The following is a 19,216-nucleotide window of genomic DNA, read 5'->3' on the forward strand; positions in this document are numbered from 1 at the left end:
GGGTTCGGCAATTCCTGCATGCGGTGGTTCGATCGTCAATCGAACCCCTGCGCGCTCGACCTCGCCGGCGTCAGGTCTTGTGCGACAAGGCACCGGCAAGAACCTCCGCGACATGGATGGCCGTCCGTCCGGTCCCGTCGAATATCTGATGACGACACGATGTGCCATCGGCCACGACGAGCGCACCCTCCGGCGCTTGCCGGACCGCCGGCAGCAGGGACAGTTCGCCCATGGCAAGGGACACGTCGATCGTCTCGGCATCGTAGCCGAAAGCGCCGGCCATGCCGCAGCACGAGCTTTCGATCACCGTCAGATCGAGATCGGGAATGAGCCGCAGCGCGGCCTCGACCGCCGGCATCGCACCGAACGCCTTCTGGTGGCAGTGGCCGTGGAGATAGGCCTTGCGCCCCAGGGGCTCGAGCGGCAGGACCATGCGACGCGCCCTGGCCTCGCGGGCGACGAACTCCTCGAACAGGAGGGCGCTTTCGGCGAGCGCGCGCGCATCCTCGCCGGGGACGAGCGCGGGAAATTCGTCGCGCAGGGTCAGGAGGCAGGACGGTTCGAGGCCGATGATCGCCTTGCCGGCCCGCACATGCGGCATCAGCGCGGCGATCGTGCGCTCGGCTTCCGCACGCGCCCGGTCCGCCATGCCGCTTGCGATATAGGTGCGCCCGCAGCACAGCGGCTGGCGGCCGGACAAGGGCCGGGCGGTCTCGACCGGGTAGCCGGCCGCCTTCAAGACCGCGACCGCCGCGCGCAGCGTCTGCGGGTCGAACCAGCGCCCGAACGTATCGGCGAAGAGGACGACGCCCGGATGCCCGCCGGCCTCCCCCGAACGCCCGCCTGCCACGTCGCCTTCCCGGCTGCGGAACCAGTCCCGGCGAAATTTCGGAAGCGAGCGACGGGCCGAAAAGCCGAAGATCGTCTCCAACAGCCTGGCGAGCGGGCCGAACCGGTCGCGCAGGCCCAGCGCACCACCGAACCGCGCGGCGATCCATGCGGTGCGCGGCAGGTTGGCGATCAGCCTGTCCTTTGCCGAAAAGCCCTTTGCCTTGCCGCGCTGGTAGAGGACTTCCGCCTTCATCTTCGCCATGTCGACACCGGTCGGGCACTCGCGCCGGCACGCCTTGCAGGAGACGCACAGCTTCAGGGTCTCGGCCATTTCGTCCGAATGAAGCGCGCCGGGACCAAGCTGGCCCGAGATCGCCAGCCGCAACGTGTTGGCGCGCCCCCGCGTCACGTCGCGCTCGTTGCGGGTGACGCGGTAGCTCGGGCACATGACGGCGCCGGCGGACTTGCGGCAGGCGCCATTGTTGTTGCACATCTCGACGGCGCCCTGGAACCCGCCCGCCGAGCCCGACCAAGAGGTCCAGTCGAACGCGGTCGGAAAGTCGCTGACGGCGTAGCCGGGCGGGTAGCGCATCAGGCTGCGATCATCCATCTTCGGGGCATCGACGATCTTGCCGGGATTGAGCAGGCCGGACGGATCGAAGGCGGTCTTCACCTCGCGGAACGCGCCGACGATCCGTGACCCGAACATCGCCTCGTGGAACTCGGACCGCACGATGCCGTCGCCATGTTCGCCGGAATGGGATCCCTTGTATTCCCGCACCATCGCGAACGCTTCCTCCGCGATCGCCCGCATGGTCGCCACGTCCTTTTCCAGCTTGACGTTGAGGACGGGGCGAACGTGCAGGCAGCCCTCGGAGGCGTGCGCGTACCAGGTGCCCCGGGTGCCGTGTTTCTCGAAGATCGCGGTCAGCCGGTCGGTATAGTCGGCAAGATGCTCGAGCGGCACGGCGCAATCCTCGACGAAGGACACCGGTTTGCCGGCTTCCTTCATCGACATCATGATGTTGAGGCCGCTTGCCCGAAGCTCGGCGATGGCGCCTTGCAGCGTGACGTCGCCGACGGTGACGACGCCGCCTTCATGGGCACCGCCGCGCCCGAAGCCGTAGCCCAGATCGCTCATCACCGCTTCGAGCCGCGCGATGCTGGCCGCGTTCTCGTCCGGATCGTCGGCGAATTCGGTGAGGAGAAGGGCGGCCGGGCGGCCCTTCACGAACGCTTCGAGCGTCGGCACGAACATCGGGATTTCGCGCGCCAGCGCGATCATCGTCTCGTCGACGAGTTCCACCGAAGTGGGCTTCAGGGCGACGATGTGCTGGGCCGCCTCCATGGCCGCGCGGAAGGTGGGAAAGTGGCACACGCCGAGGCGTTTCGTGGCTTTGGGCAGCGGCGAGAGCTTGATCTCGATGGCCGTCGAGATGCCGAGGGTGCCCTCCGATCCGACGAGAAGATGGGCAAGATTGACCGGATCGCCGCCCGGATGGTCCGTCTGGACGAGGGCGTCGAGATTGTAGCCGCCGACGCGCCGCTGGACGCCGGGAAAGCGCGCGGCGATCTCGCCGGCCTCGCGGCGGCCGAGCGCCAGCATTGCGGCGACGAGATCGCGGGGCGGCTCGCCTTTCGCCCCCTGTTCGAGTTCGGCGAAGCGGCCGCGCGTGCCGTCGGCGAGCACCGCCTCGATGGCAACGACATTGTCGCGCATGGTGCCGTATCGCAGCGAGCGCGAGCCGCACGAATTGTTGCCGGCCATGCCGCCGATCGTCGCCCGCGACGCGGTCGAGACGTCGACCGGAAACCACAGGCCGTGCGGTTTCAGAAGCCGGTTGAGATCGTCGAGGACGATGCCGGGCTCGACCAGCGCGTGCCGGCCTTCCACATCGAGTTCCAGAAGCTTGTTGAGATGCTTCGAGGTATCGACGATCAGCCCCGAATTGACGGTCTGGCCGCATTGGGAGGTGCCGCCACCGCGCATGGTCAGGGCGACGCCCTCCTCGCGCGCGGCGTCGAGCGCGGCCACCACGTCCTCGGCGGTCCGGGCGACGACGACGCCTGCCGGCATGATCTGGTAGATCGAGGCGTCCGTCGCATAGCGGCCGCGGGAAAACCGGTCGAACAGCACATCGCCCGACACTTCGCGCGACAGGCGTCTGTGAAGGCCCGGACGGATCATCTCCGACATCTCGACGCCCCTCCCAAGGCTTTATTTTCATCAGTCTCTTGACTGAATAATGAATTCATAATCCATTTGGACCTGAAAAACAGCGCGCCGACAAGAGCGTTCGATGACAGGAAAGACCCCCGACCGGTGTCTTTCGCCAAGGGAGATGCCTCAATTGACCCACAAGGCCGGACGCCACTTCTTGCAGATACCGGGCCCGACGAACGTGCCGGACCGGGTGCTGCGCGCCATCGACATGCCGACGATGGATCATCGCGGCCCTGAATTCCAAGCGCTCGGCAAGCGCGTCCTGGCAGGCATCCGCACGATCTTCCAGACGAAGAACCCGGTGATCATTTATCCCGCGTCCGGAACCGGCGCATGGGAAGCGGCGCTGGTGAACACCCTGTCGCCCGGCGATCTCTGCCTGATGTACGAGACGGGACATTTTGCCTCGCTGTGGAAGAAACTTGCCGAGCGCCTCGGCCTGAGGACGGAATTCATCGCCGGCGACTGGCGCCACGGCGCGGATGCCGCGGCGATCGGCGCCCGCTTGCAGGCCGACACCGCGCACGAGATCAAGGCGGTCTGCGTCGTCCACAACGAGACCTCCACCGGCTGCGTCTCGCCGATCAAGGCGGTGCGGGACGCGATCGATGCGGCCGGTCACCCGGCCCTCCTGCTCGTCGACACGATCTCGTCCCTCGGCTCGCTCGACTATCGCCACGACGCATGGGGCGTCGACGTCACCATCGGCGGCTCGCAGAAGGGGCTGATGCTGCCGCCGGGCCTGTCGTTCAACGCGGTCTCCGACAAGGCGCTTGCGGCGCAGGAAACCGCCGGGCTGCCGCGCTCCTACTGGGCCTGGGACGAGATGCTGGCCGCCAACGAGAACGGCTTCTTCACCTATACGCCGGCGACCAACCTTCTCTACGGCCTCGATGCGGCGATCGATCTTCTGCACGAGGAGGGCCTCGAACAGGTCTTCGCCCGGCACCAGCGGCACGGCGCGGCGACGCGCGCGGCGGTCGAGGCCTGGGGCCTCGAGGTCCTGTGCGCCGAGCCGAGCCATCATTCCGGCTCGCTGACGGCGGTGATGATGCCCGAGGGCAAGGGCGCGGACGCCTTGCGCCACACCATCCTGCAGCGCTTCGACATGTCGCTCGGCGCCGGGCTCTCGAAGGTCGCGGACAAGATCTTCCGCATCGGCCATCTCGGCGACTTCAACGACCTCACCCTGATCGGCACGCTGGGAGGCGTCGAGATGGGTCTGAAGTCGGCAGGCGTGAAGCACCGGTCGGGCGGCGTGGAGGCCGCCATGGCGGTTCTCGAAGCCGGTCATGCCGCCGAAAACCGGCAGGCCGCGGAGTAGGCAAGACCAAGACCCGGAACGGGCGAACGGGCGGTGGAGGAACCGCTGAAACGAAGAACATTTCTGGGAGGAAACACCATGTTCAGAAAACTACTTGCGATGACCGCCGCGATGGGTCTGCTCTACGGCAGCGCCGCATCCGCGCAGACCGCCCTCAGCTTCGGCCATGTCGGCGAGCCCGGCTCGCTGATGGACGTCTCGGCCAACCGGTTCAAGGAGATCGTCGCCGAGAAGCTCGGCGACGAGTATGTGGTCGAGACCTTCGGCTCCAGCCAGCTCGGTTCGGACGAGCAGATGATGCAGAAGATGCGTCTCGGCACGGTCGACTTCGCCCTGCCCTCGACGGTCTTCTCCTCCGTGGTTCCCGAGTTCGGCGTCTTCGAGATGCCCTATCTCGTGAAGGACCGCGAGCACATGAAGAAGATCGCCGAGGAGGTCGTCTGGCCGACGCTCGCGCCGGCGGCCGAGGAGGCCGGCTACAAGATCATCGGTGTCTGGGAAAACGGGTTCCGGCACATCACCAACAATGTCCGCCCCATCAACACGCCTGCCGATCTCAGCGGCCTGAAGCTCAGGACCCCGAGCGGCGAGTGGCGCGTGCGCATGTTCTCGTCCTACGGCGCGAACCCCTCGCCGATGAGCCTGTCGGAAACCTTCACCGCGCTCCAGACCGGGGTGATGGACGGGCAGGAAAATCCTTTGACGCAGATTTCCGCCACACGCTTCCAGGAAGTGCAGAAGTTCCTGTCCCTGACCGGGCATGTCTACACCCCGGCCTATGTCACGGTCGGTCTCAACAAGTGGAATTCCTGGCCGGAAGAGGTCCAGACCGCGCTGATGGAAGCCGCCGCCGAGACGCAGCCCTTCGTCTACGAGACCGCCGCGAAGATGGACGAGCAGCTTCTCGACGAGCTCAGCCAGGCGATGGAAGTCAACGAAGCCGACAAGCAGGCCTTCATCGACGCCTCCGATCCCATCTACAAGGAGTTCGGCGAACAGGTCGAAGGCGGCCAGGAAATGGTCGACAAGGCGATCGCTCTGGGCAGCGGTTCCTGACACCGTCCATGCGACACGCTGCCGGGCCCTCGGTCCGGCGGCTCGCCCCCCTTTTTGTCCCGACGGTCTCTTTCTGCCTCGAACCGGCCCGCGTGAACCGGCCGTTCGACGCAGCCGGCATGAGGGGGCAGAAGGCGTCCTGCCGATCAACTCATCCTGGCTTGGAGAATAGCGACTGTGGCGCGCATCAACCGATGGCTCGAACGGGTTCTGGAAGCCTGGCTGATATTCCTCATCACGGCATTGACGCTCATCGTCGTTGCGGCGGTCATCGCAAGGCGCGGCGGCGGGTCGTTCATCTGGTATGACGAAGTCGCCTCGATCATGCTGGCCTGGATCACCTATTTCGGCGCCAGCCTCGCGGCGCTGAAGCGCGCGCATATCGGCTTCGACGGTCTCCTGCTCTCGCTGCCGCTGAACGTGCGCCTCGCCGCCGTCTGGTTCGGGGAGTTCGTCGTCATCGCGTTCTTCGTGCTTCTGGCCTATTCCGGCTGGATGCTGATGCAGGTGCTGCAGGGCATGAACATGATCAGCCTGCCCTGGGTGTCGCTGGCCTTCACCCAGTCGGTCATCCCGGTCTCCTCGCTCCTCTTCATCCTCTGCCAGGTTCTCAGCATTCCCGCATACATGCGCCGCGTGAAGGAAGGCGTGTCGCACGACGATCTCGAGATCGAGAACGCCCTGCGCACCAACGAGGGAAACGCCAAGCCATGATTCTCCTGCTGATGGTGCTGGCGCTGCTCGCGCTCATCCTGATCAACGTCCCGATCGGCATCGCCCTCGGCGTCGTCGCGGCCATCGCGATCATCGCCGCCGACGGAACCGCCTCGATCCCCAACATCGCCCTCACCCTCTACGAGGGGTCGCGCAACTTCCCGCTGATCGCCATCCCGATGTTCATCCTGGCCGGCGCCATCATGAACACGGGCGGCATTTCGCGGCGGCTGATCGATTTCGCCTCATCGCTGATCGGCTTCGTCCGGGGCGGGCTTGCCCATGTGAACATCGTCACGTCGATGTTCTTCGCCGAGATCTCCGGCTCCGCCGTCGCCGACGTCGCGGCAACCGGGCCGATCCTGATGCCAGCGATGATCCGCAACGGCTTTCCGCGCGCGTTCGCCGCCGCCGTGTCCTCGTCCTCGGCCTCGCTCGCCATCATCATCCCGCCCTCGATCCCGATGATCCTCTACGGCGTCATGTCCGGATCCTCGATCGTCCAGCTCTTCGTGGCGGGCATCATTCCCGGCATTCTGGGCGGCTTCTCGATGATGGGCGTCTCCTACTACATGGCCCGCCGCTACAACTGGCCGGTGGAGCAGAAATTCCGCTGGGCCCGGGTCAAGTCGACCTTCCGCGAGGCCGTCTGGGCGTTCATCCTGCCGATGATCATCCTGGGCGCGATCTTCGGCGGCTTCCTGACGGCGACGGAAGGCGCGGGCCTCGCCGTCGTGGTCGCCCTGTTCCTCAGCGCCGTCATCTACAAGGAGCTCGATATGCGGTTCCTGTGGCAGACGGCGGTCGACGGGGCGGTGCAGACGGCGGTGGTCATGATCCTCGTCGCGACCTCCGCGCTCTTGGGCGCCTATCTCACGGAGCAGCGCATTCCGCAGGAACTGGCCCGCGGCATTCTCGACTTCACCGACGATCCGCTGGTCGTCCTGATGATCCTCAACGTGTTCTTCCTTCTCATCGGCATGTTCCTGCATTCGGCCGCCGCGATCATCCTGGTGGTGCCCATCGTGATGCCGCTGATCAACGCCGTCGGGATCGATCCGGTCCATTTCGGCCTCATCGTCACGCTCAACCTGGCGATCGGCCAGCAGACGCCGCCGGTGGCCAGCGTGCTCGTGACCGCGTGTTCGATCGCCAAGGCCGACATCTGGGAAGTCACCAAGGCCAACACCTGGTTCATCGTCACGCTGATCGTCCTGCTGCTTCTCGTCACCTATGTCCCGGCGATTCCGATGACGCTCGTCGACTATTTCTACAGGTAGGCCATGTCCGATACCGAACTCCTCTACGAGATCAAGGACGGCACCGGCTGGATCACCCTGAACCGGCCGCAGGCGCGCAACGCCTTGACCTTCGCGATGTATGAGGGCCTCGCCGACATCTGCCGCAGCGTCCCGGACGATGGTTCGGTCAAATGCCTCGTCGTCATGGGGGCAGGCGAAAAGGCGTTCGCGGCCGGCACCGACATGACCCAGTTCCGCGCGTTCCACTCGGACAAGGACGCGCTGGACTACGAGCACCGGATCGATACGGTCCTGAGCGCCGTCGAGGCCTGCCCGGTCCCGATCGTCGCCGCCCTGTCGGGGGCCTGCACCGGCGGCGGCGCGGGAATTGCGGCGGCCTGCGACATCCGCATCGCGACCGCCGATCTGAGATTCGGCTTCCCGATCGCCAGGACCCTCGGCAACTGCCTTTCGATCGCCAATCTCTCGCGCCTGTCGCAGCTCATGGGCGCGGGCCGTGTCAGGGAGATCATCCTGACCGCCCGGCTCGTGGGAGCGGACGAGGCCCTTGCCGCCGGCCTGATCAGCGAGATCGTCGCCGATCATCGCGCGTTGACGGCGCGCGCCGGCGACCTTGCGAACGTCCTCAAGGCCCATGCGCCGATCACGATTCGCGCGACGCGCGAGGCGCTGCGCCGGCTGCGCCTCGAGGGGGCGAAAGCCGACGACCGCGATCTCGTGGTCGCGGCCTATATGAGCGAGGACTTCAAGGAGGGGCTCGAAGCCTTTCTGGGCAAGCGCAAGCCGGAATGGAAGGGACGCTGATGACCGCTTCGTTCGGACCCCTCGCCGGCATGAAGGTGATCGAGCTCGCCCACATCATGGCCGGGCCCGTCTGCGGCATGATGCTCGCCGACATGGGCGCCGACGTCGTCAAGGTGGAGAAGCCGGAGGGCGACGACACGCGGCGCTTCCTGCCGCCCGACATTGCGGGCGAGTCCGCCGCCTACATGATGATGAACCGCAACAAGCGCGGGCTCGTCCTCGATCTGAAGAGCGAGGACGGCAAGCAGGTTCTCCGGCGGATGCTGGAGACCGCCGACGTGGTCATCGAGAACTATCGCATGGGAACGATGGAGAAGCTCGGCCTCGGCTATGACGCGCTGAAGTCACGCAATCCAGGGCTGATCTATTGCGCGATCTCCGGCTTCGGTCGCACCGGGCCCTATGCCACCCGCGGCGGCTTCGATCTCATCGCGCAAGGCATGAGCGGGCTGATGTCGATCACCGGGGAAGGTCCGGGGCGCCCTCCCGTCAAATCGGGCGCGCCCGTCTCCGACATCACCGCCGGCATCCTCGCGGCCCTCGGCTGCGCGGCCGCCTATGCCCACAAGCTGAAGACCGGCGAAGGCCAGACGGTCGACACCTCGCTCTTCGAGGCCGGCATCACCCACACCTACTGGCAATCGGCGATCGCGTTCGCAACGGGGATTTCGCCCGCGCCCCTCGGCTCGGCCCATCCCTTGAACGCGCCCTACCAGGCCTTCCGCACCGCCGATGGCTGGATCAATCTGGGCGCGGCCAACCAGAAGAACTTCGAGCGCATGCTCGAGGTGATCGGGGCGCCCGAACTCGCGCACGATCCGCGCTTTGCGACCAACCGGGACCGGATGAACAATCTGCCGGCGCTCGAAGCGCTGCTCGGTGACTATTTCGCGAAGGACAGTTCGGCCGCGTGGCTTGAGCGCCTCGAACCGGCCGGCGTGCCGGCCGGCCCGGTTCTCGACATCCGCCAGATGCACGAAGATCCCCAGGCCCTCGCCCGCGACATGATCGTGACGACCCACCACCCGAACGCCGGGGAGGTGAAGGCGATCGGCCTGCCGATCAAGTTCTCGCAGACGCCCGGCGAGATCGCCCGGCCGGCGCCGCTTCTCGGCCAGCACAGCCGGGAGATCCTGGCCGAGAGCGGGTTTGCCGAGGCGGACATCGAGCGGATGATCGAAAGCGGGGCCGTGCGCGAACCGGGTCCGCGTCAGGCTTCGTGACCGGAACCGACCGTTTCGACGATCTGGATGGTCTGAGCGCGAACGCCGTCAAGCTGGCGCTCGCGGGCCGCATCGGCGCGCATGCGCGTGCGCTTCAGGACGATCATGTCGTGCTTTATGCCGGGGCCAATATCCTGACGCCGTCGCTGCGGGCCTCCTTCGATCCGACCATCAGCCTGATGCCGGCCATGGGGCCGCCGGACGACAAGGAGCAGCCGGGCAGCGACCTCGTCGCCTCGCTCGAAATCTTCTCGTCGCGGCTTGCCGCAAGGGTCTTCGGCGCCGCCTTTGCCGATTGCCGGCTGCCAAGCTGCACCATCGCCAACCTCGCCGTCTTCTCCGCCTTCGTCCCGCGTAGCGCTCTCGTGCTCGCGCCGGCCGCGGCCGACGGCGGCCATCTCAGCCAGCGGCGCGGCGGGACGCCCTCCATGCTGGGCCTCGCCGTGTCCGACCTGCCGTTCGACGGGCTCCGTCAGTGCCTCGACGCGCAGGCCGCCGCCGCGATGATCCGGCGCGATCGTCCGTCCCTCGTCGTGCTCGGGCGCAGCGTCATTCTGCGGCCGGACGATCTGGAGCCGGCGATTGCCGCCTGCCGGGCCGTGGGCGCGCTCTCGCTCTACGACGCGTCCCATGTCGCGGGGCTGATCGCCGGCGGCGTGTTCCCCAATCCCCTGGCGGCGGGCGTCGACCTCGTGACCACCTCGACCTACAAGACGCTGGCCGGCCCGACCGGCGCCATCGTGATGGGACAAAATCCCGAACATGGCCGACTCTTCGCCGACTTCGTCGACCGCACCCTTCTCGCCAATCAGGATGCCGCCCGGCTCGCCCCGCTTTGCGGCGTCCTTGCCGAATTCGCCGAGCCCGGCGCGTACGCGGCGCGCATCCTTCACCTTGCAGAGCGCCTGAAGCGATCGCTGGTCGATGCGGGACTGCCGGTTCTCCTTGCCGGCGAGCCGGCACGCACCCATCAGGTCGTCGTGCCGATCGGCGATCTCGGAGAAACCAAAACCGTCGTCGCCGACCTCGAACGGGCAAGAATTCTCGTCGGCCGCTGCCCGGTGCCCGGCACGCCCGGTCGCCATGGCCTGCGGTTCGGAACCCAGCTTTTGGCCAGAACGGCCCGTCCGGGCCTTCGAACCGCGCGGCCCGTTCGACCATCCCGCGACGATCCATGCTCCACTACAAGCCGGCTTATCGCGGCGATCGAGGCATTTCTGGACTGACACAGACCGCGGTGATCCCCGATCCACCGCGCGGGACCGTGTGTTGCCGAATCGCTGCGCGAACCCGGGCCGACACATGAACGATCGCGCGCCTGTTCAGACGCGCGATGCTCCGGCGATCGCTCTGGTGTCACGCATCAGCTTCGTCGTTCCCCTGGCAAGGCACGACCGATCGACGCCTTCGAACATGAAAGGGCGAAGAAAAGGGCGCCTGCGATCCTGCAGGCGCCCTTAATCGGTCCGGTTCACGGAACGATTATTGCGCCTCCGCGGCCTTCGCTTCCTCGACCGCAGCCATGCAGGCTTCCTCGTCGCCTGCAGCCAAGGCCTTCTCGGCCCGCTCGAGCGGGCTCTCCTGCGTCGACGAGGCAGTCGTCATCGACGAACTGGCCGACATATCGCCAGTGCCGGACGCTGCGGCTTCGTTGCCCTCTTGCTGCGCCTGCGCATCCTGGCCGGACGTCGCCGTGGTGGCGCCGGTTTCCAGCGGCATGTTCGAGCCGTCCTTGGCTATCTCGCCGTCGGAAGTGGTGCCGCTCGCCCCGGACTGGCCCGATCCGGAAGAGGTCGCGGTTTGCGTGGCCGCCGCACCGCCGGTCTGGGCGCTGTCGGTCGAACTGTCCGCGTCGGTTTCGAGCGGCGCCATGCTGCCGTCCTTGCTGACTTCGCCCGTGCCGCCATCGAGGCCGGCGCCGGTCTCGAAGTTCGTCGTCGTGCCTTCACCCGAGCTCGATGCGGACGCATCCGCCGAGCCGGTCGACGCCGTTGCGTTCGCCCCGCCGAGCATCGCGATCTCCTCACGACAATCGGCCGATGCGGCACCGAAGGGCAAAGCGAGGAGCGCAACGCTCCCCAGAAAGAGTGACATGCGTGTCATCGTCGTGTTTCCTCGAATTGAATCAGAGTGATAATCGCGTCCCTCACGGTGACAACGTGTCGCAGAGCGGAGATGTTCCTGACCAAGGCGACGATGGGAAACTAAGACGACGCGCCGCGCCCTCGCGGCACATCCAAGTCATCCATCAGAGGATGGGCTGCGCGCGTGCGGCGCGGGCGGGTCGTGCCTTGACCCCGATTCAAGCGGTGCTCGAGGCGGCCGCGTCGCGCTCGTGGGCGCAATGATGGCGGCCGACCGGAAGGATCATCGGCTTGCCCGACACCGGGTCGGTGACGACGCGGCTGTCGAGGTTGAAGATCTCGCGGACGTTCGCTTCCGTCAGAACGTCCCGGGGCGCGCCGTGAACGCGGATTTCGCCCGCCACCATGGCGACGAGATAGTCTGCATAGCGGGTGGCGAGATTGAGTTCATGCAGCACCATGACGATGGTGGTTCCGCGCGCCCGGTTGAGATCGGTAAGAAGATCCAGCACCTCGATCTGGTGGGTGACGTCGAGATAGGTCGTCGGCTCGTCGAGAAGCAGGATCTGCGTATTCTGGGCAAGCGCCATCGCGACCCAGACCCGCTGGCGTTGGCCGCCCGACAATTCGTCGACGGGGCGTTCCGCCAGTTCCGCGATGCGCGTTGCCGCAAGCGCTTCGGCGACCGCCGCATCGTCCTTCCCGGTCCAGAAGCCGAACATGCCCTGATGCGGATGTCGGCCGCGGCTGACGAGGTCGAGAACCGTGATGCCCTCGGGAACGATGGGCGATTGCGGCAGCAGGCCGAGCCGCCGCGCCAACCGTTTGGGGGGCATGGTATGGATCGGCACGTCGTCGAGACGGACCGTCCCCTTTCGGGGCGCGAGAAGCCGCGCCATCGTGCGCAGGAGCGTCGACTTCCCGCAGGCATTGGCGCCGACGATGGCGGTGACCGCGCCGACGGGTATTTCGAGGTCGATCCCGTTCAGGATCAGCCTGTCGGCATAGCCTGCGGACAGATCGGAAACGGTGAAGCTCGTCCGTGTCATGCCATGCCCTTGCCCCGGTTGGAGCGAATCAGGAGGTAGATCAGATAGGGTGCGCCGAGAGCCCCGGTGACGACGCCGACCGGATAGCGGCTCGGCAGCAATTGCTGGCCCGCATAGTCGCCGGCAAGCACGAGGATCGCACCGACCAGCGCCGCGGGAACGAGAACCGAGCCCGGCCCCACGATGCGCGCGGCGATCGGTCCGGACAGGAAGGCGACGAAGGCGATCGGTCCGGTTGCAGCCGTGGCGAAGGCGATCAGGCCGACGGCGGCGACGATCGCAAGGATACGCGTCAGCTCGACCCGAACGCCGAGCGCGCTGGCGGCGTCCTCGCCGAGGCGCAGAAGCGCAAGGTCGCGCGACAGCCGGATCAGGATCGTGCCGAAGACGAGCAGCGCCGCCGCCACGGGCAGGGCCTGCTCGAGGCGCGCGCCGTTGACGCTGCCGGTGATCCAGCGAATGGATTCCTGCAAGCTCCATGCCGGCGCGATCGACAGGATATAGGCAGTGGCGCTCTGCAGCATGGACGCCACGCCGATGCCGATCAGAATCAGGCGCGATCCGACGACCCCGTCCCGGAAGGACAGGGCGTAGATCAGGAGAGCGATGGCCAGTCCGGCGGTGACCGCGAAGACGGAGACGATCGGTCCGTTCAGCGCCAGGACGACGATCGCGAAGACGGCGGCGACGCTCGCGCCGGAACTGATGCCGATGATGTCGGGGCTGGCCAGGGGATTGCGCAGCATGATCTGGAAGGTGACGCCGCCAAGGCCGAAGCTGGTTCCCACGAGAAGCGAAAGGACCGCGCGTGGCAGCCGCAGCGTTCCCACCAGGAAGCCGGTTCCCGGAACCTCGTCACCGAGAAGAACCGCAAGCACCTCGTCGATCGGCGTCACCGTCTGGCCGACGACCAGCGTGATGACGAAAAGGGCCGCGGTCAGGCCGGCGAGCAGCGCGATCGTCAGCGATGTGCGGCGGGATGCGCGCCTGCGCTGGAGCGCGACCGCGCCCGGGTCTGCCGAGATGAACGTCACAGGAAGCTCATCCGCTGACGCCTGACGATCCAGATGAAGAGCGGCGCGCCGACGAAGGCCGTGACGATGCCGACATCGAGCTCGCCCGGCCGCGCGATGACGCGGCCGACAATGTCCGACAGGATCAGGAGGCCCGCCCCACCGATCGCCGAGAACGGCAGGAGCCAGCGATGGTCCGAACCGATGAGAAGGCGACAGAAATGCGGGACGATGAGCCCGAGGAAGCCGATCGGCCCGCACACCGCCGTCGTCGCGCCGCACAGGAGGATCGCGCCGAAGGCCGCGACGAAGCGGGTGACTGCCACGCGGGTGCCGAGGCTTGCGGCCATCTCGTCACCGAGCGCCAGGACGTTGAGCCTGCGCGCCGAGGCAAGACAGATCAGAAGGCCCGCGAGAAGAAACGGCAGGACGGGGAGCAACCGCTCGAAGGTCGCGCCGCCGACGCCTCCGATCTGCCATTGCTGGATACCGGCGGCGATGTCGTTGCGCGGCAGCACGATCGCCACCACTAGGGAGGAAAGGGCGATCGAGGTGGCCGCGCCCGCCAGCGCCAGCTTCAACGGGGTCGCGCCTTCCCGTCCGATCGCGCTGATGGCATAGACAAGCACCGCCGCGCTCCCGGCGCCGGCGATTGCGGTCCAGATGAAGCCCGTCTCCGTCTCGATGCCGAACCAGGCGATCCCGACGACGACGGCGAGCGATGCGCCCATGTTCACGCCCAGAATGCCCGGATCGGCGAGCGGATTGCGCGTGATGCCCTGCATGACCGCGCCGGCGACGCCGAGGGCCGCACCTGCGGCAAGCGCCAGCGCGGTCCTGGGAACGCGAAAGGCGACGGCGGCCGACGCGATCGTCGCGGTGTGCCCCTGAAGCCCCGCACGGATGTCGCCGATCGTCACGTCGCGGGTCCCGACGCCGATCGACAGCAGGCAGAGCGCGGCAAGGACGAGGACGAGGAGAACGAGGGCGAAAATGCGTCCGCGGGGATGGCCCGGCAGCGCGGTGCCGGCTGCGATGGCGCTCGTGTTTGCCGTCATCGCGATGCGCCGGCCGCGTCCTCGAGCAGCGCCAGATAGTCGTCGAGGACCCAGCCGATCGAAAGCGGCGTGGGATTGGCGCCGGTCGCGACCGGGTCGTCGCCGAGAAGAACGAGACCGCCATTGGCGACCGCCGGCATCTTCGACAGCAGCGGGTTGCTCTCGATCGCCGTGCGCAAGGCGTCTCCACCATAGGTGACGATGATGTCCACATCGTCGAAATCGTCGATGCGCTCGGCGCTGACGGATCCCGAATACTGGCCGGACCTCGATGCGGCCTCGACGGCCCGTGGCGAGGTCAGCCCGAGATCCTCGAAGAAACGCACCCGTGTGTCTTGCGCGGTATAGAAGTTGATCGTGCTGAGATTGGTGGCATCGAGATGGGTGACGAACATGGCGGACCGGCCCTCGATCCGCGGATGCCGGGCGACGGACCGGGCGATCTCCGCCTCGATCGACGCGATCAGTGCCGCGCCTTCGTCGACCATGCCCATGCCGGCGCTGTCGAGGCGGATCATCTCGCGCCAGGGGGTGGTCCAGGCCGAAGCGGAGGCCGGATAGGCGACGACCGGCGCGATTTGCGACAGCGTTTCGTAATCGTTGCGGCTAAGGCCCGAATAAGCGGCCAGAATGACGTCGGGACGGGTCGACGCGACGGCCTCGTAATCGATGCCGTCGGTCTCGTCGAAGAGCACGGGCGTCGCGGCTCCCAGTTCCTCGAGCCGGGCTTCCACCCAGGGCAGGACGCCGTCGCCGTCATCGTCTCCGAAACCGGCCCGCGCCATCCCCACCGGGACGATGCCGAGCGCCAGCGGAACCTCGTGATTGCCCCATGAGACCGCCGCGATCCGCTCCGGCTTCTCCTCGATCACCGTCGTCCCGAAGACGTGCTCGATCGTCATCGGAAAGGACGAAGCGCTCGCATCCCGCGCATCGACCGGGCGGATCCCGGCGCAGACGAGCGGCGACGCCATCAGGATCCACGCGCAAATCGTCCGACGCCTTGTCATGAATGGTCCTTCCCGAAAGGTCTTGGGCAACGCACCGTTTAATGTCGATTTCAGGTCTCAGGTTTAACCGCGAGGGTCAAGCGGATCATGTGTCAGAATAACAACATAGCGACTCCTTTGCTCACAAACAGTTAGATCACGACTCGACATAACATGATTTTCTCCATCATGTTTTCGGCAATGGGGAGCCGGATTCGTCCGGTTCCGTCAACAATCGAACTCGAATGGTTCCCGAAACATGCTCGTGTCTGCGCCGTCCCAGCCCACCCTTGGTCTTTCGCTCAAGCGCTTCAACATTCTGCTTCTCGTAGGCTCGGCGGCGCTGGGCGGGTTCGGCGGCACCGCCATCGCGCAGGACACCGGTCCGGCCGGCGGCACGATCGCGCTCGATGCGGTGGTCGTCGAGGCCGACGGCGGTCGGGTGGTCGCCCCGGATGGCACCGCGAGCCTGTTCGGCGGCGCCTATGACGGCATCGTGGCGGCACGGACGACGGTGGGCAGCCGAATGCCGACCACCGTCCTCGAGACACCGGCCTCCGTCTCGGTCGTGACCTCGGAAGAGATCGCGATCCGGAATGCCGACAGCGTCGAGGAAGCGCTGGACTATACCGCGGGCGTCAACACCGGCTTCTACGGATCCGACGATCGCTTCGACTTCATTCGGATTCGCGGGTTCGACGCCTATACGTTCCGCGACGGCCTGCTGCTCGGAGCGCCGTTCGGGGCGCCGCGCGAGGAGATCTACGCCTTCGACCGCGTCGAGGTCCTGAAGGGAGCCAATTCGTCGGTCTTCGGCCTTTCGGCTCCGGGCGGTCTCGTCAACTACGTCACCAAACTGCCGAGGCGCGAGGCGTTCGGGGAAGCCTATGTCACGGGCGGTTCGTTCGAGCACAAGGAGATCGGCCTCGACGTGGGCGGCAACCTCACCGCCGACGACACCCTGTCCTACCGCATGACGGCCAAGCTGCAGGATGCGGACAAGGAATACGACGCCTCCAACGACGACGAGAAGTTCGGCATGGCCGGACTGACCTGGCGTCCGACCGATTCGACGAACCTGTCGATCGTCTACGACCATCTGTACATTGACAGCGTGCCGGGAAGTGGCGGACAGCCGATCGGCTTCGATTTCCCGCGAAGCCGCTATTTCGGAGAACCGGACTACAATTATCGCGGAACCGAGCGCGACACGGTCAGCCTGTCGTTCGACCACGATTTCGGCAACGGCTTTTCGGTGGCCACGAACGCTCGCTATTCCAGCAGTTCGAGCGATTTCGGCTACGCCTATATCGCCAGTTCGCCGCCGCCCGGATCCTCGATCGCGCAGCGCGCCTATTTCGGAAACGAGACCGAATCGGACGTCTTCGTCGTCGATACCCACGGGCTTTACGAGTTCGAGGTCGGAAATGTGAGAAGCCGCACGCTCTTCGGCGGCGAGTATCGCAACGCCAAGGCCGACGATGCCACCGCCTTCGCCAGTGCTCCGCCCATCGACGTTCTCAATCCGATCTACACCGGACGCCCGTCGTCCGTGCCGATCTTTTCCGATCGCGCCAGCGATCAGCGCACGCGGGCGCTCTACGCCCAGGAGGAGCTGACATTCTTCGATCGGCTGACCGCAACGGTCGGCGTGCGCAACGACTGGCTGGACCTCGAGGAAACCAACAAGCTGACGGGCGTGACGCGCGCCGACGAGCTGAGCGAGACGACGGGGCGGCTGGGGCTCAGCTATCTCCTGACGGACGAATTCTCGGTCTTCGGCAGCTATGCGGAATCGGTGATCCCCGCCGCGGTCGGTGTCGAGCCCGAAACCGGCCATCAGTACGAGGTCGGGGTCAAATATCAGCCCGAGGCCTTTCCGGCGCTGCTGACGGCGTCCGTCTACGATCTGACCCGGGACAATCTGACGCGAACCGATCCCGTGACCCTGCAGCAGGTGCCGATCGGCGAGGTCGGCGTCAGGGGCCTCGATCTCGAGGCGAAGATGCAGCTGCCCTTCGATCTCGACCTCGTCGCGAGCTATTCCTACCTCGATGCCGAGATCGGCGAGAACGGCACCCTCGGTAATGAGGGCAACCGTCCCGCTTTCGTCGCCGAACATGTCGCCTCGGCCTTCCTGACCTATACGGTTCCCGGGTCCGGATGGCGGGGCGACCTGACGATCGGAGGCGGCGCCCGCTACGAAGGCCCCTATTTCTTCGACGACGCCAACACCCAGAATGTCGGTGGCCACACCGAGTTCGACGCTCTCCTCGTCTACGAGGTTGCCGAGAACGCGACGCTGCAGGCGAACGCCAAGAACCTCTTCGACAAGAAATATGTCTCCTATGGCGGGTTCGGAGCCAATTTCTACAATGCAGGTCGCGAGATCGACGTGACGCTGCGCTACACCTGGTAGGGGCTGAGCGCCTGCCGCACACCGATCTCCTGCCAGCACCATCGTGAACGGAACATCATGCTTCAGGCGTCAACGACGATATCGGTCGAACGGGCCCCGATCCTCCTGGCCGAGGTTTGCGAGCATTACGGCGAACACGGGACGGTCGCATTCGACGGTCGCTCGGGAACGATCCGGACGCCCTACGGCGAGGCCTTCGTTACGGCGGAGGGCGAAACCATCAGGCTCGCGATCACGGCCCGCGACAAGGTCGGCCTTTCCTACATGAAGATCGGCCTTTCGGAGCATCTTGCCGAAATGTCCGCGTTTCCCATCAGCTCCAGCGGGTGGGAGGGCGACGGGAACGAGCAGGACCTGCCGTTCTTCCGCGTCATGACGGTGACGCGATCGCAGCGCCTGTCGCCGCATATGCAACGCGTGACGCTCACGGGCGGCGATCTGGCCGGGTTTGCCAATGCCGGCCTGCATGTTCGCCTGGTCTTTCCGCCCAGGGGCCGCACGCCTGTCTGGCCGCGACTGGCTTCGAACGGGCGGATCGCGTGGCCGGAGGGCGAGGATGCGGTGACGGCGCGTGTCTACACGCTCCGGCGTGTCGATCGGGCGGCCGGCCTTGTCGATATCGACATCGTCCTGCATCCGGGCGCGTCGACACCCGGTTCGAACTTCGCCGAGACCGCGCGGCCCGGCGACATCGTCGGCGTGATGGGACCGGGCGGCGACGGCGTTCCGCCATCGCGCTCGCTGTTCCTGTTCGGCGACGAGACCGCCCTGCCGGCCATTGCGCGCATCCTCGAAGAATTGCCGCAGGAGGCGAGCGCGCAGGCGGTCGTCGAGGTCGACGGGCCGGCCGATATGCTGACGCTGACCTCACGCGCCCGCACGCATGTGCGTTACATCGACAGGCAGGGAGCCCCGGCCGGCACGACGGGACTTCTCGCCGAAGCGGCGCGCGCACTGACCCGGCAGGATGTCGGCGAGACCGGCTACATCTGGGCCGGTTGCGAATTCAACGATTTCAAGGCGATCCGATCATTCGTTAGAGGCACGTTGCAAGTGCCGAAAGACCGTCACCTCGTCGTCGCCTACTGGCGTCGCGGACAGGCCGGAACCGACTGACCCTCGAGGATGGCCCGCCCTGAACGGGTGCTGAAGACGGCTAAGCCGGC

15 protein-coding genes are annotated in these 19,216 nt (G+C 66.4%); 9 read left to right on the forward strand and 6 right to left on the reverse strand.

Going from position 1 to position 19,216, the window contains the following annotated elements:
• Positions 1-70: 70 nt before the first annotated feature.
• A complete protein-coding gene (locus U0C82_RS06960) occupies positions 71-3,028 on the reverse strand; it encodes an FAD-binding and (Fe-S)-binding domain-containing protein (protein WP_322186351.1) in 2,958 nt (985 codons plus the stop codon).
• Positions 3,029-3,182: 154 nt separating this feature from the next.
• Here U0C82_RS06960 and U0C82_RS06965 point away from each other — a divergent pair, with 154 nt between their 5' ends.
• The 7 genes from U0C82_RS06965 (at position 3,183) to U0C82_RS06995 (ending at position 10,664) form a co-directional block, all read left to right on the forward strand.
• The gene (locus tag U0C82_RS06965; RefSeq protein WP_322186865.1) at positions 3,183-4,379 is read left to right on the forward strand and encodes a pyridoxal-phosphate-dependent aminotransferase family protein; all 1,197 of its coding nucleotides are present in this window, start codon (positions 3,183-3,185) and stop codon (positions 4,377-4,379) included.
• A 78-nt stretch (positions 4,380-4,457) separates the two neighbouring features.
• The gene (locus tag U0C82_RS06970) at positions 4,458-5,435 is read left to right on the forward strand and encodes a TRAP transporter substrate-binding protein (protein WP_322186352.1); all 978 of its coding nucleotides are present in this window, start codon (positions 4,458-4,460) and stop codon (positions 5,433-5,435) included.
• A gap of 177 nt (positions 5,436-5,612) precedes the next feature.
• Positions 5,613-6,149 carry a TRAP transporter small permease gene (locus tag U0C82_RS06975; protein WP_322186353.1) on the forward strand — a complete coding sequence of 179 codons (537 nt, stop codon included), beginning with the start codon at positions 5,613-5,615 and terminating at the stop codon, positions 6,147-6,149.
• The gene (locus tag U0C82_RS06980; RefSeq protein ID WP_322186354.1) at positions 6,146-7,429 is read left to right on the forward strand and encodes a TRAP transporter large permease; all 1,284 of its coding nucleotides are present in this window, start codon (positions 6,146-6,148) and stop codon (positions 7,427-7,429) included. Before U0C82_RS06975 ends, U0C82_RS06980 begins: the two co-directional genes overlap by 4 nt.
• Positions 7,430-7,432: 3 nt before the next feature.
• The gene (locus U0C82_RS06985; RefSeq protein ID WP_322186355.1) at positions 7,433-8,215 is read left to right on the forward strand and encodes an enoyl-CoA hydratase/isomerase family protein; all 783 of its coding nucleotides are present in this window, start codon (positions 7,433-7,435) and stop codon (positions 8,213-8,215) included.
• The gene (locus tag U0C82_RS06990; RefSeq protein ID WP_322186356.1) at positions 8,215-9,438 is read left to right on the forward strand and encodes a CaiB/BaiF CoA transferase family protein; all 1,224 of its coding nucleotides are present in this window, start codon (positions 8,215-8,217) and stop codon (positions 9,436-9,438) included. The genes U0C82_RS06985 and U0C82_RS06990 overlap by 1 nt, the downstream gene beginning before the upstream one ends.
• Positions 9,435-10,664, forward strand: coding sequence for a glycine hydroxymethyltransferase (locus U0C82_RS06995; RefSeq protein ID WP_322186357.1), 1,230 nt, complete (start codon positions 9,435-9,437; stop codon positions 10,662-10,664). Before U0C82_RS06990 ends, U0C82_RS06995 begins: the two co-directional genes overlap by 4 nt.
• A 256-nt stretch (positions 10,665-10,920) precedes the next feature.
• Here the strand turns inward: U0C82_RS06995 and U0C82_RS07000 are convergent, their stop codons facing one another.
• From U0C82_RS07000 to U0C82_RS07020, 5 genes are all read right to left on the reverse strand, one after another.
• Complete coding sequence (locus tag U0C82_RS07000; protein WP_322186358.1) at positions 10,921-11,541, reverse strand: hypothetical protein; 621 nt, start codon at positions 11,539-11,541, stop codon at positions 10,921-10,923.
• A gap of 199 nt (positions 11,542-11,740) precedes the next feature.
• The gene (locus tag U0C82_RS07005; protein WP_322186359.1) at positions 11,741-12,571 is read right to left on the reverse strand and encodes an ABC transporter ATP-binding protein; all 831 of its coding nucleotides are present in this window, start codon (positions 12,569-12,571) and stop codon (positions 11,741-11,743) included.
• A complete protein-coding gene (locus U0C82_RS07010; protein ID WP_322186360.1) occupies positions 12,568-13,605 on the reverse strand; it encodes a FecCD family ABC transporter permease in 1,038 nt (345 codons plus the stop codon). The genes U0C82_RS07005 and U0C82_RS07010 overlap by 4 nt, the downstream gene beginning before the upstream one ends.
• Positions 13,602-14,642: a FecCD family ABC transporter permease gene (locus U0C82_RS07015; protein WP_322186361.1), complete on the reverse strand. Its 1,041-nt coding sequence runs from the start codon at positions 14,640-14,642 to the stop codon at positions 13,602-13,604. Before U0C82_RS07015 ends, U0C82_RS07010 begins: the two co-directional genes overlap by 4 nt.
• Positions 14,639-15,616: an ABC transporter substrate-binding protein gene (locus U0C82_RS07020; protein ID WP_322186866.1), complete on the reverse strand. Its 978-nt coding sequence runs from the start codon at positions 15,614-15,616 to the stop codon at positions 14,639-14,641. The genes U0C82_RS07015 and U0C82_RS07020 overlap by 4 nt, the downstream gene beginning before the upstream one ends.
• Before the next feature lie 274 nt (positions 15,617-15,890).
• Between U0C82_RS07020 and U0C82_RS07025 the strand changes: the two genes are divergently transcribed.
• A complete protein-coding gene (locus U0C82_RS07025; RefSeq protein ID WP_322186362.1) occupies positions 15,891-18,050 on the forward strand; it encodes a TonB-dependent siderophore receptor in 2,160 nt (719 codons plus the stop codon).
• A 57-nt stretch (positions 18,051-18,107) separates the two neighbouring features.
• Positions 18,108-19,166 carry a siderophore-interacting protein gene (locus U0C82_RS07030; RefSeq protein ID WP_322186363.1) on the forward strand — a complete coding sequence of 353 codons (1,059 nt, stop codon included), beginning with the start codon at positions 18,108-18,110 and terminating at the stop codon, positions 19,164-19,166.
• The last annotated feature ends 50 nt before the right edge of the window (positions 19,167-19,216 follow it).

Origin of the sequence: Fulvimarina uroteuthidis, from assembly GCF_034321785.1 — a bacterium.
GTDB lineage: Bacteria > Pseudomonadota > Alphaproteobacteria > Rhizobiales > Rhizobiaceae > Fulvimarina > Fulvimarina uroteuthidis.